Origin of the sequence: Nocardia implantans, assembly GCF_035544775.1 — a bacterium.
Taxonomy (GTDB): Bacteria; Actinomycetota; Actinomycetes; order Mycobacteriales; family Mycobacteriaceae; genus Nocardia; species Nocardia implantans.
In genome coordinates this window covers 146,170-161,053 of sequence record NZ_JAYKYQ010000012.1, presented here as the reverse complement: position 1 = coordinate 161,053, position 14,884 = coordinate 146,170, and the positions used below count along the sequence as shown (strand labels likewise).

At 70.9% G+C, this 14,884-nt stretch carries 14 protein-coding genes; 3 read left to right on the top strand and 11 right to left on the bottom strand.

Features of this window, described 5'->3' with window-relative positions:
* Nucleotides 1-35: 35 nt before the first annotated feature.
* Entirely contained in the window at nucleotides 36-992 is a 957-nt protein-coding gene (locus U3653_RS26635; RefSeq protein ID WP_195082853.1) for a helix-turn-helix transcriptional regulator, read from the top strand.
* A 4-nt stretch (nucleotides 993-996) separates the two neighbouring features.
* On the opposite strand, the gene U3653_RS26630 is transcribed toward U3653_RS26635, so the two are convergent.
* Complete coding sequence (locus tag U3653_RS26630; protein WP_195082789.1) at nucleotides 997-2,097, bottom strand: FAD-dependent monooxygenase; 1,101 nt, start codon at nucleotides 2,095-2,097, stop codon at nucleotides 997-999.
* A gap of 112 nt (nucleotides 2,098-2,209) precedes the next feature.
* Here U3653_RS26630 and U3653_RS26625 point away from each other — a divergent pair, with 112 nt between their 5' ends.
* Entirely contained in the window at nucleotides 2,210-2,767 is a 558-nt protein-coding gene (locus U3653_RS26625) for a TetR/AcrR family transcriptional regulator (RefSeq protein WP_195082788.1), read from the top strand.
* A gap of 62 nt (nucleotides 2,768-2,829) precedes the next feature.
* Here U3653_RS26625 and U3653_RS26620 read toward each other — a convergent pair whose 3' ends face one another.
* The 7 genes from U3653_RS26620 to U3653_RS26590 all read right to left on the bottom strand — a co-directional run bounded on the left by U3653_RS26620 (nucleotide 2,830) and on the right by U3653_RS26590 (nucleotide 11,677).
* Nucleotides 2,830-4,128 (bottom strand): type III PLP-dependent enzyme domain-containing protein, encoded by a 1,299-nt coding sequence (locus tag U3653_RS26620; RefSeq protein WP_435406588.1) that lies wholly within the window; start codon nucleotides 4,126-4,128, stop codon nucleotides 2,830-2,832.
* 41 nt (nucleotides 4,129-4,169) lie between these two features.
* A complete protein-coding gene (gene ppc, locus U3653_RS26615; protein ID WP_195082851.1) occupies nucleotides 4,170-6,929 on the bottom strand; it encodes a phosphoenolpyruvate carboxylase in 2,760 nt (919 codons plus the stop codon).
* Between the two features lie 78 nt (nucleotides 6,930-7,007).
* Nucleotides 7,008-7,427, bottom strand: a complete 420-nt coding sequence (locus U3653_RS26610) for a VOC family protein (RefSeq protein ID WP_195082787.1) — start codon at nucleotides 7,425-7,427, stop codon at nucleotides 7,008-7,010.
* A gap of 186 nt (nucleotides 7,428-7,613) precedes the next feature.
* Complete coding sequence (locus U3653_RS26605) at nucleotides 7,614-8,183, bottom strand: GTP-binding protein (protein ID WP_195082850.1); 570 nt, start codon at nucleotides 8,181-8,183, stop codon at nucleotides 7,614-7,616.
* Nucleotides 8,184-8,199: 16 nt separating this feature from the next.
* Nucleotides 8,200-8,544 carry a DUF742 domain-containing protein gene (locus tag U3653_RS26600; RefSeq protein WP_195082786.1) on the bottom strand — a complete coding sequence of 115 codons (345 nt, stop codon included), beginning with the start codon at nucleotides 8,542-8,544 and terminating at the stop codon, nucleotides 8,200-8,202.
* Entirely contained in the window at nucleotides 8,541-8,969 is a 429-nt protein-coding gene (locus U3653_RS26595) for a roadblock/LC7 domain-containing protein (RefSeq protein WP_435406586.1), read from the bottom strand. The genes U3653_RS26600 and U3653_RS26595 overlap by 4 nt, the downstream gene beginning before the upstream one ends.
* On the bottom strand, nucleotides 8,966-11,677 hold the full coding sequence (locus U3653_RS26590; protein WP_323124483.1) for a sensor histidine kinase: 2,712 nt from the start codon (nucleotides 11,675-11,677) through the stop codon (nucleotides 8,966-8,968). The genes U3653_RS26595 and U3653_RS26590 overlap by 4 nt, the downstream gene beginning before the upstream one ends.
* 320 nt (nucleotides 11,678-11,997) lie before the next feature.
* Between U3653_RS26590 and U3653_RS26585 the strand changes: the two genes are divergently transcribed.
* On the top strand, nucleotides 11,998-12,498 hold the full coding sequence (locus U3653_RS26585; protein WP_195082785.1) for a DUF3558 domain-containing protein: 501 nt from the start codon (nucleotides 11,998-12,000) through the stop codon (nucleotides 12,496-12,498).
* 3 nt (nucleotides 12,499-12,501) lie between these two features.
* Here the strand turns inward: U3653_RS26585 and U3653_RS26580 are convergent, their stop codons facing one another.
* Genes U3653_RS26580 through U3653_RS26570 form a run of 3 tightly spaced genes read right to left on the bottom strand, consistent with a single transcriptional unit; the run spans nucleotide 12,502 to nucleotide 14,884 of the window.
* Entirely contained in the window at nucleotides 12,502-13,524 is a 1,023-nt protein-coding gene (locus tag U3653_RS26580) for a hypothetical protein (RefSeq protein WP_195082784.1), read from the bottom strand.
* 36 nt (nucleotides 13,525-13,560) lie between these two features.
* Nucleotides 13,561-14,079, bottom strand: a complete 519-nt coding sequence (locus tag U3653_RS26575) for a PspA/IM30 family protein (protein WP_195082783.1) — start codon at nucleotides 14,077-14,079, stop codon at nucleotides 13,561-13,563.
* A 37-nt stretch (nucleotides 14,080-14,116) separates the two neighbouring features.
* Nucleotides 14,117-14,884 carry an alpha/beta hydrolase gene (locus tag U3653_RS26570; protein ID WP_195082782.1) on the bottom strand — a complete coding sequence of 256 codons (768 nt, stop codon included), beginning with the start codon at nucleotides 14,882-14,884 and terminating at the stop codon, nucleotides 14,117-14,119.

The following is a 14,884-nucleotide window of genomic DNA, read 5'->3' as shown; positions in this document are numbered from 1 at the left end:
GGGATCGTTCCTAACTTCCGGGCATGCTGGCGGACATGCTGGAAACGTCGGCCCGCCTGCTTCAACTGCTGACTCTGCTGCAAACCCGTCCGGACCGGACGGGTGCCGAACTCGCCGAACGGCTCGGCGTCACCGGGCGCACGGTGCGCAGGGACATCGATCGGCTGCGTGATCTCGGTTATCCGATCCATGCCGTCCGCGGCGCCGCGGGGTACCGACTCGGCGCGGGAGCAGCGCTGCCGCCGCTGTTGCTCGACGACGACGAGGCGGTGGCGGTGGCGGTCGGGCTTCGCGGCGGCACCGTGACCGGGTTGGAGGAGGCGTCGCTGCGCGCGCTCACCAAATTGGAGCAGGTGCTGCCGCCGCGCCTGCGGCACCGGGTCCGCACCCTGCGCGGCGCGACCCTGCGAGTCGACGGGCCCGCCTCGGAGATCCAGCCGGACACGCTCATGGCCATCGCCGAAACGTGCCAGCGCCACGAACGGCTCCGGTTCGACTATCGCGCCCACAGCGGCGCCCTCGGCCCGCGCACCGTCGAGCCGCACACCCTCGTGCACTTCAGCAGGCATTGGTACCTGGTCGCCTGGGATGTCGACCGCGCCGACTGGCGCACGTTCCGGGTGGACCGGATGACCCCGCGGATTCCGACCGGGCCGCGCTTCACGCCCCGGGAGCCGCCGGAAGGCGATGTCGTGGCATATCTTTCGATGCGGCTGTCGGCCCACTCGTGGCCGTATCAGGCGACGGTGCTGCTGCACCGATCGGCCGACGACGCCGCCGGACGCGTCTGGCCCGGTGCGGGCGTCGTGGAAGCCGTCGACGAGCACAGCTGCCGCCTGCACGTCGGCAGCGAGACGCCCGAACAACTGGTCTGGATGATCACCTCGGTCGATCTCGACTTCACCGTGCTCGCCGGCCCACCGGAACTCCTCGACGCGCTCCGCGCCCAGGCCGCCCGCTGCGAGCGCGCGGTACGCGACTTCGCACCGTAGCGAGCTAGCAGCGCCAATCCAGGACCGGCGCGAACGACCTGAGTTGCACCGAGTCGGGGGTCGCCCGCAGCACCGCGTCCCGTACAGCGACCAAGGGCGGGAACGACAGCTGCGCCACCGTGCCGATCCGGCGCGAGCGGGACGCGATCATCCGGGTGCGCGGCCTGCGTTCGCGGTCGTATGCGCTCAGGTCACCGCCACCGCTGGTCGCCACCTCGGCCAGCACGACGGCGTCCTCCAGCGCCTGGCAGGCGCCCTGCCCGAGGTTGGGCATCATCGCGTGCGCCGCGTCGCCGACCAGCGCGATCCGGCCGGTCACGAAGGTTTTCAGCGCGGGCAGATCGTAGAGGTCGTGCCGCAGCACCTCGGTGTCCTCGGCCGCGGCGAGCAGGGCGGGGATCGGCTCGTGCCATCCCCCGAACCGCGCGCGCAGTTCGGCAGCCCCGCCCGCCGCACCCGCGGGCACGTTCGCGGTGGCGTAGCAGTAGACCCGTCCGTCCGCGAGCGGCGCGTAGCCGAAACGCTCACCGCAACCCCAACTTTCACCCATATCGGTGACCGGATCACGGGGCGTGACGACCACACGCCAGGCGGTGTAACCGCCGTAGCGGGGCCGTATCTCACCGCACACGGCGCGACGCACCGCGCTCCGAATGCCGTCGGCGCCGACGACCACGTCCCCGCTGGATGTCCCGGCCGAGTGCACCACCGTGCCGCCGGCCTGCGCTTCGGTCACGGTCACACCGGTGCGCACTGCCTCCGCCGGGATGGCGGACCGCAGGATGTCCACCAGGTCGGCGCGGTGCAGCATGATCGGGCTGCCGTAGGTGGCGCGGAGCTTCTCGGCGTCGATCCCGGCCAGCCGGCGTCCCGCGCGGTCGCGAATGGCCGCAGCGCCCTCCTCGACGGCCCGAGCGCGCACCCGGTCGCCGAGGCCGAGCGCGTCGAGAGCGCGAAGAGCGTTGGGCCACAGGGACAATCCCGCGCCGACCGCGGCGATCTCGGCGGCCCGCTCCAGCACTTCGACGCGCCAGCCCTGCCGCAGGAAAGCCACCGCGGTCGCCAGACCACCGATGCCACCGCCCACGATGACCGCCTCGGACATCGCTTCCCCTTTCTCCGGACCGCTCGGCGAGCAGCTCACCCGAACGCTACTACCGATGTAGTGTCGTGGCGCCGTACTGTAACCCATATCACTACTGCTGTAGTATCACTGGATGTCCAGCAAGCGCGAACTCGTCTTGGACGCCGCGATCGACCTGCTCGGCTCCCGCGGCATCCGCGCCGTGACCCACCGCGCGGTCGACGAGGTTGCGGGCATGCCCGCCGGATCGGCGTCCAATTACTTCCGCACCCGTGCGGCGCTGCTGGCCGGCATCGCCGAGCGCCTCGAGGCACGCGACTACGCGGATTGGGAGGCGCTCACCCGGCAACCGGGCCCCGGCACCGTCGAAGAACTCATCGACGGCACGGCCGCTTACGTCGTCCACGCGGTGCGGACCGACCGCACGCGGACACTGGCGCGCTACGCGCTGTTCCTGGAAGCACAGACCTCGCCCGCATTGCACGAGACGGTGCGACGCGGCCACCGCAGGCTGGGCGAATGGGCCGCGAGCCTGCTGGCGAGCGTCGGCGGGGATCGGGCGACGACACAGATCTTGGTAGGCCAGCTCGAGGGCATCATTTTGCACCAATTGGTCGATCCGACACCGGATTTCGATCCGCGCCCCGTGCTGGACCGGTTGGTGCGCGCACTCATCGCTTCGAACGACTAGCGCCGTGGTCGCGCGTGCGATCAGCGTCACCCGATCCGTGGCGATGGGCGCGGCGCCGCTCGTCAGAAGAACGTGTGCAGCAGATCCACCACTCGCGGCGTGGGAGCGTCGGCGTCATCGATCACCGGGATGAGCCGCCATTTGTCGAAGGCGGTGCACGGATGGGACAGACCGAGCCGCACGACCGCGCCGATGGGCAACTCGGTGGCCGAGCCGCCCGCCAGGCGGAGGAAGGCGTGCTGGTCGTTGAGCGCCGAGACCGTCGCGTCCGCGTCGAGCACACCGCCTCCAGATCCGGCGATGCGTTGCGGAATCGGCATCCCTTCGTCGAAAGGGAGATCGCGTTTGCCAGCGTCCAGCAGAGCGAGGCCGGGTTCCGGGCGCGAGAGGGTACGGGCCCAGCCGTGCATCGCCGAACGCAGCGGCCGCGCAGACCCTGGACCCGCCAGCGGTGACATGCTCGCGTAGAAGCCGTCGTCGTGGATGACATACGCGCCCGAGCGCAGCACGACCGTCGTCGCCACGCCCCGGCCGCCCTGCTCGTCGGACAGCGGGGCGAGGTATTCGAGCGCGAGTTCCGGGTAGGCGCTGCCGCCCGCGGTGACGACGGCCGGACCGCGATATCGCCCGGCCGCGGCGAGTTCCCGGTGCAGCCGGGCGAGTTCGCCGAGGTAGTCGCGCACCGCGCGGATGCCGGTCGCGGTGCGGTCGTGCGCGAGGGCACCCTCGTAGCCGCCCACACCGGCGAGCGTCAGCCGCGACGCCCCCTCGATCGCGCGCGCCACCGCATGCGCCTGTTCCACCGTGCGCGCGCCGGTTCTGCCGTGCGGGCCACCGAGTTCCACGAGCACCCGGATCCGCGGCGCCTCCGGTGCGCCGCGCAGATGCGCGTCCATCAGCGCGACCGTTTCGACGCTGTCGGCCCAGCAGTAGAACTCGAAAGACGAATCGCGCGCCGATTCCGCCGCGACCCACCGCAATCCGACCGGATCGACCAGCGCGTTGGCCAGCAGCACCCGCGCGACACCGAAGGACCGCGCCACTTGCGTCTGCCAGACGGTGGCCAGAGTGATGCCCCATGACCCTGCGGCCAGCTGATCCGCCCACACCTGCGGCGCCATCGTGGTCTTGCCGTGCGGCGCCAGCCGCACGCCTGCCGCGCGCACCCACTCGGCCATCACCGCGATGTTCTCGGCCAGGGCAGCGCGGTCGACGGTGAGCACCGGCGTCTCCAACTGGTCGAGCACCGGCGCGGCGGCGCGGATCTCCCGCACGGTCCGGCCCCAGAACGCGGGTGGCATGCCCTTGTGCTCGGGACCGATCCTGCGGTCCGCCAGCGCCGCCACGGCTGCTTCGTCGATCGACACGACGTTCTTCCTACCCGACCGCGCCCCTCGGGCGGCTAACCCGAGTTGCGCAGGGCGGTGGCCAGGCCGTTCATGGTGAGCAGGATGCCGCGTTTGACCAGTTCGGAATCGTCCCCGGCGCGCAGCCTGCGCAGCAGTTCCACCTGCATCTGGTTCAGCGGCTCCAGGTAGGGGAAGCGGTTGTGGATGGACTCGGCCAGCGACGGGTTGTCGGCCAGCAGGTGGTCGTTGCCGGTGATCGCGGCGTGCATGCGGACGGTTCTGGCGTGTTCGTCGCGGATCATGCCGAAGATGTGCTCCCGCAGGGCCACATCCTCCACGAGTTCGGCGTAGCGGGCGGCGATGTCCAGATCGCTCTTGGCCATCACCTGCGCCAGGTTGGACAGCACCGTGCGGAAGAACGGCCAGCGGCGGTACAGATCGGCCAAGGTCGCCAGCCGCTCCGGGTCGCCGCCGATCCACTCCTCCAGCGCGGAGCCGGTGCCGTACCAGCCCGGCAGCATCACCCGCGACTGGCTCCACGACATCACCCAGGGGATGGCGCGCAGGTCCGCGACCGAATTCGTCGGCTTGCGAGAGGCGGGTCTGCTGCCGATGTTCAGATCACCCACTTCGGCGACCGGCGTCGACTGCCGGAAGTATTCGACGAATCCGGGGGTCTCGTGCACCAGCCGCGCGTACGCGGCGCGGGCGCGGGCGGCCAAGTCGTCCATGATGCCGTAGGACGGCTCGGCGTCGGCGCCCAAGCCCTCCACGTCCAGCAGCGTCGACTCCAGGGTGCCCGCGATCAGCGATTCCAGATTGCGGTGCGCCGCACCGGGTTCGGCGTACTTCGCGGCGATCACCTCCCCCTGCTCGGTGAGCCGCAGCGAGCCGCGCACCGCACCGGCGGGCTGGGCGAGGATCGCGTCGTAGCTGCGGCCGCCGCCGCGACCGACGGTGCCGCCACGGCCGTGGAACAGCCGCAACCGGATGCCGGTCTTGCGGGCGACCTCGACCAGATCCAGCTCGGCCCGGTACAGCGCCCAGTTCGCCGCCAGATACCCGCCGTCCTTGTTGGAGTCGGAGTAGCCGAGCATCACTTCTTGGCGCATTCCCCGCGCGGCCACCAGATCGCGATAGACCGGCACCTCCAGCGCCGCCGACAGTGTGGCCGCGCCAGCGCCGAGGTCCTCGATGGTCTCGAACAGCGGGACGATGCCCACCGGGCAGCTCGGCGGCCCGTCCGGCTCCCCCGGGTCGAGCAGTCCGCCTTCCTTCAGCAACAGGGCGGCCTCGAGCAGATCGCTGACCGACGTGCACATGCTGATGATGTAGTTCGGCACGGCCTCCGGGCCGAGGGTGTCCACCACCTCGCGGGCGGCGCTGACGATGCCGAGTTCCTTGTCGGCCAGTTCGCTCAACCGGGCGTGCGGGCCGAGCAGCGGGCGGCGGGTGCGCAGCTCGGCGGCGAGCAGTTCCACCCGATCCGGCTCCGGCAGGCTCGCGTAGTCGGCATGCACCCCGGCCCAGGCCAGCAGTTCGGCGACGACCTGTTCGTGCACCTCGGAGTTCTGGCGCAGATCCAGGCTCTGCAAATGGAAGCCGAATGTCTCCACGGCGTGCCGCAGCGCGGCGAGCCGGTCGTCGGCGAGCAGGCCGTCGCCGCTGCGCCGCAGCGAGACATCGATCGCGTCCAGGTCGTCGAGCACGGCCTGCGGAGCCGGGTATGGCCTGGCCCCTTCGTCCAGTCCGTTCGCGGGGACCTCGCCGAGCGCGGCCAGCGCGGTGGCGGTCAGCCTGGCCCGGATGTGGTGCAGCGCACGGCGATACGGCTCGTCGGCGTGCGTGGCCGGATCGGGGTAACCGCTCTCGGCGAGCGCGGCGACCTCGGGCGTCACGGCCACCAGCCGGGCCGACAACGACAGTGTCTTCTCCAGTTCCACCAGGTCGCGCAGGTAGCGCTCGAACGCGACACCCGCGGCACGGTAGGCGGCCTGCCGCACCACCTCGGCCGTGACGAACGGGTTGCCGTCGCGGTCGCCGCCGATCCAGGAGCCGGGACGCAGCATCGGGCGCGGCAGCAGCTCGACTCCCGGCCAGCGGGAGCGCAGCGCGGCGCGCACCTCGGCGTTGATCGCCGGGATCACGTCGAACAGGGTCAGGTCGTAGTAGCGCAGACCCACCGAGATCTCGTCCTGGATACGCAGGCGGGCCAAGCGGATGAGCGCGGTACGCCACAGGCTCAGCACCTGGCGGCGGATGCGCCGCTCCAGATCGGCCCGCTCGCGCTCGTTCTCGGCGTAGCGCTGGCGCAGGCGCATCAACTCGGTGATCCGGGCCTGCGCGTCGAAGACGGTGCGGCGGCGCGTCTCGGTCGGGTGCGCGGTGATCACCGGCGACACCAGCGCGTCCGACAGCAGGTCCGCGACGCGGGTTCCGTCCAGCGCCGCGGCGTCCAGCTTGCGGTAGGTGGCCGCCAGCGACGAGTCCTGCGGCGGTTCGCCCGCCGTCTCGTGCGCGACGCGGCGGCGGTCGCGCTGGATGTCCTCGGCCAGATTGGCCAGCAGCACGAAGTAGCTGAAGGCGCGGATGAGCGGAAGGGCCACCGCGATGTCCACGCCGTCCAGCATCTGCGCGACGGCGCTGCGCCCGACCTCCTCGCGACGCACCCGGAACGCCTCGATGCGCACCCGTTCGATGAGGTCGAAGACCTCCGGCCCCTCGTGGTCGCGAATGGTGTCACCGAGCACGCCACCGAGAAACCGGATGTCGTCGCGCAGCGGCCGGATGGCGTCCTGCTGGGTCTCGCTCATCGTTTCACCCATGATCAGACAGTATTGCCCTCCGGCCCGCCGGGGAATGCGACGCGGCCCACACCGGCCGCGCCCGGCTCAGCCGGGCAGTTCGGAGAAGCGCAGGTGGTTGCCCCACGGGTCGCGGAATCCGCAGTCACGGACGCCGTACGGCTGCGTGATCGGCTCCTGCGTCACCTCGACGCCTGCGTCGCGCAGCCGGGCGAACGTGGCGTCGACGGCATCGGTGATGAAGATCAACGTGCCCTGCGCGCCGCTGGCCAGCCGCGCCCGCGCGGCGGCACCGGCCGCCTCGTCCGGCACCATCTCGGGGGTCTCCAGGATGAACTCGATGCCGGGCTGCTTCGCCGGGCCGACGGTCAGCCAGCGGCCCCCGGCGAACGGCAGGTCCGCACGCACTTCGAGGCCGATGACGTCACGGTAGAACTCCAGGGCCTTGTCCTGGTCGGCGACCAGCACGCCGATGTGGGTGAGGGCGAGGTCCGCGCCGTTGCTCATGATGATGCTCCTTTTCTTCGTCAGGGCCGGGCGACAGTACAGACGAGGCGCGCGCGGCGAATTCATCGGCGCTCGGCGCACTGCCGCCATCCGTCGCGCGGGTCGGCGACGAACGCCGCATCCGGCGAGGTGACGCGCGCGCGCCTTCCGGCGGGTGCGCGCCAGGGCACGGCACCGGCCGACGACTCAGCCCGCGTCCAGGGCCGTGAGGTGATCCGCTCGGTGCGACAGCACCTGTTCGAGCAGCGAGACCAGTACCTCCTTGACCGAATCACGTTGCCTGGCATCGCATTCCAGCACCGGGATCCAGTCGTCGAGTTCGAGCGCCTCGCGCACCTCGGCGAGGTCGAAGCGGGTGCCGCCGTCGAAGCGGTTGACCGCGACGACGAAAGGCGTGCCGCGCCCTTCGAAGTAGTCCAGCACCGGGTAGCAGTCGTCGACGCGGCCGGTGTCCACCACGATCACCGCGCCGAGCGCACCGTCGACCAAGTCGTCCCACAGGAAGACGAAACGGTCCTGGCCCGGCGTGCCGAACAGGTACAGCTGCAGCGAGCTGTCCAGGGTGATGCGCCCGAAATCCAGGGCGACGGTGGTCTGCGTCTTGTCGACCCGATGTCCCGCGTCGTCCACGCCGACGGCCATCTCGGTCATCGCCGCCTCGGTCACCAGCGGCTCGATTTCGGAGATGGCTCCGATGAACGTCGTCTTCCCTACCCCGAAACCGCCGCTGACCACGATTTTCACCGAGGACGGCATGGTCGGGGTTCGCATGTCAGAGTGCCCGGACAAGGTCCCTGATCCTCTCGATGGCGGCGGCGGTGAGCTGGTCGGCGGAGCGCACGGAGACGTACCCGGTGGCGGCGAGATCGCTGACCACGACCTTGGCGACGCCGATCGGGACGCCGAGCGCGACGCCGATCTCGGCGATGGAATGCGGCCGCTGGCACAGCCGCACGAGAGTGCGCTGCTCGAAGCGCAGCGGCGCGGACAGCGCGGCCGGATCGGCCCACACCATCGTCTCGATGCGCAGTCCGTCCAGCAGCGGTGTGGTGCGCCCGGCGGTGACCACGAAGGGGCGCACGAAACGGTCTGCTCCGAAAGCGGGCTCGTGTCTCATCGCCGCAGCGACCCGCGCAGTTCGGCGATGAGCGCGGGGTCGAGCAGCGCGCCCGCGCGCTCGGCGAGCACCGCCATCTCGTAGCCGACCAGGCCGACGTCGCAACCGCTGTCGGCGATCACGCCCAGACAGCTGCCGTCCCCCATGGCGGAGACCAGCAGGAACCCGCGTTTCATCTCGATCATGATCAGCTTCAGGCCGTCGAAGGAGTAACTGCGCGAGGCGCTGCGGGCCAGCCCGGACAGCCCGGACACCATCGCGGCGAGCCGGTCGGCGGAGGCGCGGTCCAAGCCGTCGGACATGGCGATGAGCAGGCCGTCGGAGGACACCGCGACCGCCTCGCGCACACCGTCGGTCGCGCGAACGAAGTTGGCCAGCATCCAATTGAACGTGTGCGGGTCGGCGCTCGATATGGGGGTGGTCACCGGATCTCCTCTGTCATGGTCGCGGGCTGGAATTCGGACGCCGCGGCGGCGGCGTGGACGCGGTCGTTCCGCGCGGGAGCGGCGTGTCGTGCGGGCGCGCCGCGCTGATGTCCCGCCCGGAAGGCGGACAGCATGCCGCGGATCTCCTCGGGCGAGCGCTCGACCACGGGCGCCTGCTCCGGCCGGGGCTCCGCGTCGGGCCGCACGCGAGCCGACGCTGCCCGGGCCTTCTTGTTTCGTTTCACCAAGCCGTTCTTGGTGTGCCGCGCCGCGGGTTGGTCCGGCGCTGGATCGGATCGTCCTCCCGCGCGGCGGGATTCGACGAGTCCTGCGCTCGCCGCCGACCCGGATCGCGACACGACGAGCTGGGTGTAGGGCGCCGATCCGGCGATCGGCCCATCAGCCCCGGCGATCGGCCCGTCAGCCGCGGTGGTCCGCCCGTCAGCCCCGGTGGTCCGCCCATCAGCCCCGGTGGTCCGCCCATCAGCCCCGGCGATCGGCCCGTCAGCCGCGGTGGTCCGCCCATCAGCCCCGGCGGTCCACCCATCAGCCCCGGCGATCGACCCATCAGCCGCGGTGGCCGCAGTGGCCGACGCGGTGGCCGCGGTGGCCGCGGTGGCCGTACCGGGCCGCGGCGCACTTGAACCCATCGCAGCGGAATCGCGCTCCGTGGCGGTTCGGGAGGCGGATTCGGTGGCCCGCCCGCAGGGGGCTTGTCCGATGGACTCGTCGCGGAGTTGCGGCTCGGTGTCGAGCATGCCGGGCGGCAGGGTCAGGCGCGCGACGATGCCGCTGACCGGGGAGACGCTGAGTTCCACGCCGATGCCGAGCCGCTCGGCGAGCCTGCCGACCACGTAGTGGCCGAGATGACGGGTGGGCGCGACGACGAAGTCCTGCTCGCCGCGCAACCGCGCGTTGGCTTGGGCCAAGTGCTCGGCGGGCATGCCGACGCCGTGGTCGACCACCGCGAGCAGGTACCCGTTCGGCCCGGCGCGGCCGTAGATCTCCACCTCGACATCCGGTGGCGAGAACGCGAGCCCGTTCTCGATCAACTCCGCGAGCATGTGGGCCAGCTCGCTGGCCGCCGCGCCGGTGATGAGCACCTCGTCCATCCGCCGCAGCGCCACCCTGCGGTAGTCGTCGACCTCGGACAGCCCCGCGCGGATCACGTCGCTCAGCGGGATCGGTTCGGCCCAGCGGCGCGGGCCCGCCTCGCCGACCAGCACGAGCAGGCTCTCGGCGTTGCGGCGCATCCTGGTGGCCAGATGGTCGAGCTCGAACAGGTTCGACAGCGCCTTGGGATCGAGTTCCTCGCGCTCGAATTCGCTGATCAGGCCGAGCTGGCGGCGGACGAGATTCTGATTGCGGCGAGCCAGGCTGACCATCGACTCGGTGGTGTTGCGGCGCACCAGCGCCTGCTCCGACGCGAGGTCGAAGGCGGTGGACTGCACCCGATCCAGCGCGCGGGCCACGGCCGCGATCTCGACGCTCGCACCGTGCGGCGTCCGCACCGGGGCGGGTGGGTCCGGCGGCCGGGTGTCGTCGCCGGTGCGCCAGGCCGAGATCACCTCGGGCAGCCGCCGACCGGACACGTCGTCGGCATCCGCGGCCAGCGTGGCCAGCGGCCGGACGATCGCGCGCACCGCGGCGACGACGAGAGCCACCTCCACCGCGATCGCCGCCAGCGCGGCCAGCACGAACGCGCCGAGGGTCACGGCGGCGGCGCGGAGCAACACTTCCGCGCGCTGCCGCACGTCGGCGCCGACCGACTGCTGCACCGTGCGCTGCTCGTCGATGACCGCGGTCATCCGTGCCCACCAGGCGATCGGATCGACCGGGCGCGCCAGCGGCCCGGCGCTGGAGGCGATCGCGATGTTCTCCGCCTCAGCGGCCGCGACCGCGTCGGCGCCGTCCAGCACGGCGTCCAGGCGCGCCTGCTGTGCCCCGGTCGCGTCGCGGGCGAACGCGGACAGACCGGCCAGCTTGGCCGCGCGGATGTCGAGGAACTGCACGTACTCGCCAGGGCCGAAGGCGTCGGCGGCGAAGACGCCGTTCAGGAAGCCGCGCTCGCGCGCCGTCTGCTCCTTCGCCTCACCCAGCGCGTACAGCGCTTGCAGCCCGTGCCGGACCACCGGGTCTGCGGCCTGGTCGAGACCGAGGAACAGGTGGTTCAGCGCGTCGATGGCGTCGGTGTAGTACTGGAACGCCGCCTGCCGGGACGTGCGGCGCTCGTCGATCCTGGACCTCGTCGCGTCCAGGTCGGTGAGCGGCCGTGTGGCGGCTCGCACCCGCTCCGCGCCGGGCGGTCCGTCCGCCACCGCCTGCCGCAGGGCCTGCATGGCGCGGTCGACCGCGCCGCGCTGATCGTCCACCGGCTGCCGCAGGCGTTGGTCGCCGCCGAGCAGACCATTGGTCAGGCCGCGCTCGCGCTGTGTCTCGTGCACCAGATCCTGCACCGTCAGCGCCAGCGCCACCCCCGCCACCGTGTTCTCGCTCTTCCGGTAGGCGTCCAGCTCGCTCGCCACCATCCCGCCCAGCAACGCGAGTACCAGAACGAGCGACACCACGAGGATGCGGGCCAGCTGCCCGCGGATGGTTCGCGGACGCACTATCGCGCTGCCGGACACTTGGCGTTCACCGTCGAGGGTGCGGAGCGCGACAGCCGGTGTGCCGCCGGAATTCTCCGGTCGTCCAGGTGACCGCTCCACCCTTGCTCCTCCGATCAGCCGCCACGCCTGCGCCGCAGCGAGCACGCGGAAATCAAGGGGAAACTGTCACAGGCCCCACCCTTCGTCAACGCGAGAATCGGGCAAAACGGACACTGTGCGGACTTCTAAACACACTGGCAACGAGGGGTTACGAGCATGACAAAACCGGCATCCGCAGCACGCGAGCGGAAGCCCAGTTCCGTTGCCTCATACCCGCCTTCGCCCGCCGCGAAACCTCCCGGGCCGGCTCTGATACAGTCCGGCGCGACACACCCGAAGGGCAAGAGGGCTGGATGGCGCACCGAATTACGTTGGTTCCCTTGACGATCGCACTCGCGTTGGGATTGGCCGCCTGCGGCGACGAGTCCGGCGGTTCGCCCGCGGCGACCACGACGCAAGCCGCGAGCACAGCCACGCAGCTCTTCGATCCCTGCACCGGCATCCCCGACGCCGCGCTGACGAGCGCCGGACTCGACCCGGCCAGCAAACAGGTCGGCGTCGGCGGTGTGAAGCAGCCCGGCTGGGAGATCTGCGGATGGAAGGGCGCCGACTTCACCCTCGGCGTGTTCTCCAACGGCATGTCCGTGGCCGAGTTCGAGCGGAAGCCGGGCAATGTCGACTTCCAGGACGTCACCATCGCCGGACGGCCGGGACGCCAGTTCCGCGTCGACGACGCCGCCAAAGACCAGATGTGCGACGTGCTGTTCCCCGCCCGGCAGGGCCTGCTGCAACTGACCTTGGTCAACAAGACCGCGGACCAGAACCCCTGCGATCGCCTCGCCACCATCGGCCAGGCGATCGTCCCGGCCCTGCCGAAGTAGCGGTCAGCTACCAGCCAGGATGCCCAGCACCTCGTCGGAGGTGTAGAAGGGTGCGAGGCGCTCGCGGATCAGCCCGGCGAGAACGCCGTCGCGCTTCGCGCCCTCGATGACCGCCGGTCCGTACCGCAGGATCTCCTTGACGATGTCGTCGCCGGTCAGGCCGAGTTCGGGCAGCATGGCCGCCACGGTGTAATCGCCGTACTTGGTGAAGAACACCTCCACGCACTCGTCGAGCAGCAGGCCGAAGTACTCCTTCTCCCTGGTGGTGACGGCGATCTCGTAGCACAGCAGCACCAGCTCGTTGAGGTCCTTCTGGCTGAGGTAGTCGCGCAGGCCGCTGACCGGTTCGTCGGCGTGCAGATCCCAGAACTCCATCGCGGCGGCGTGCACCGGAGCGTCGCGCAGCATCTCGCGGATGGCGTTGTTGGTGCGCTTGAGCGCGAACAGCGCCCCCTTGCCCGCAAGGTCGCCGACGAACGTGCCGTCGGCGGCCTTCTTCGCGCGATTGGCCGCGGACTGGCCCAACGACATCAGCGAGGACACACCGGGGATCTTCTCCGCGCGCTCCCGGTTGGCCTGCATGAAATCGTTGATCAGCTTGTCCACGAACTTCGAGGCGACGGTGGCCACCAGCGGGCTCTCGGTGAGCCGGTCCAGGATGCGCTCCTGGGCCTGGTGCATGCCGAAGATCTTCTCCAGCAGCGCCTCCACCGGCTCGCGCTCGACCACCTCGCCGAGCGTGTAGTCGTTGTTGGCGGCGATGTGGTCGTAGATCGAGTCGGCGAACACCCCGACCATGTCGGCGAAAACCGGACTGCCGCCGATCAACTCGACTACGGTGCGGACGGTCTGCTTGGCCTGCCCGAGCTCCACGACGTCGCGGAGGACGAGCGTGTCGGCGACACCGAGCACCGCCTCGGTGTCGCGCGCGACCACCTCCGCGAAACGCTCGCCGGTCACCTCGGCGAGCAAGAACGCCACCTGGGCGTCCAGTAACCGTTCGGCGATCTCACGCGGCTCGCTCATCGAATTCCACCCATCGTCCGGCGCGCCCGGCGCGGATCACGACTGGTGCGGGTCGGGGTCGTTGCCGTGCAACGATTTCCGGATCCGGTCCAGGCGCTCACGCGCGGCCTGCTCACGTGCCTGCCATTGTTCGTCAACGCTGCGGCCCGCCGGAGTCTGCCGGTCGAGTTCGCCCATCCCCTGCGCGGCCCCGTAGCGATGCTCGACCTTATCGCGAACTGACTCGAAAGTAGGAACACCGGAAGCCGAATATCCGCCGCCGCCGGCGGACTCCGGCATACCCGGCGGCGGTACCGGTACCGCCGGTACCGTGGAACTGCCGCCCACCTGGCCCGACGCATCCGGCGTCGGCGGTGCGAGCACGGGCTCGCCGGGTGGGGTGGTAGGAGTCACATCGCCGCCCCCTGCCGCATCGCCGGTTTCCAGCAGGCCGACCAGCGCCGCGTGGACCGCCGCGAACCCGGGACGCCCCGCGGTGGCGGCCAGCAGCACACCGGCCAGCTCCGCGTCGGACAGTCCGGCCAGCCGGCTCGCGATATCGCTGTTGTCGCTCATACCGCCAGGCTACGCACGCTCGACCGCCACCGGCCGTTCACGACCGCACGCGCGCGCCCGCCCACTCGCGCACCAGGTCGTACCAGGCCGAGCCGCCGACGACGATCAGATCGTTGTGCCCGGCACCAGGGAAGACGACCAGCCGTTTCGGCTCGCGCGCCGCGGCGTAGAGCCGCCGCGCGTGCCGCAGCGGCAGCAATTCGTCCTGATCGCCGTGCATGATCAGCACCGGGGAGCGCAGCGCGCGAATGCGGCGTTCGTTCGGATAGGCGTTCGGCACCAGCGGCGCGGGCAGGAACGGATACACCGAGCGCGCCGCGTCCCGCAGGCCGCTGAACGTGGACATCAGCATCACTCCGGCAGGCGGATGGTGCTGCGCCAGTTCGAGCACGACACCGCCGCCGAGGGACTTGCCCAGGTACAGCACGCGATTCGGATCGACACCGGGTTGCGCCAGCAACGCGCTGCGCGCCGCCCGCGCGTCCAGGTAGGTACCGTGCTCGGTCGGTTTCCCGGTGCTGCGCCCGTATCCGCGGTAGTCGAAGGCCAGCACGTCGAAACCGGCCTCGGTGAGCAGCGCGAAGATCGGCACCCGGTCGCCGAGATTGCCCGCGTTGCCGTGCGCGAACAGGATGTGCCCGACCGGATCGCGGGCAGGCATCCACCACGCGTGCACCGTCTCACCGTCCGAGGTGGGCAGCGACAGGTCGGTGTACTCCATGCCGAGTACCGCCGGAGTCTGCAGCACTGTCCGCTCCGGCAGATAGGTCAGCGCGTTGAGGATCGGACGGGCCGGGTGTCGCAC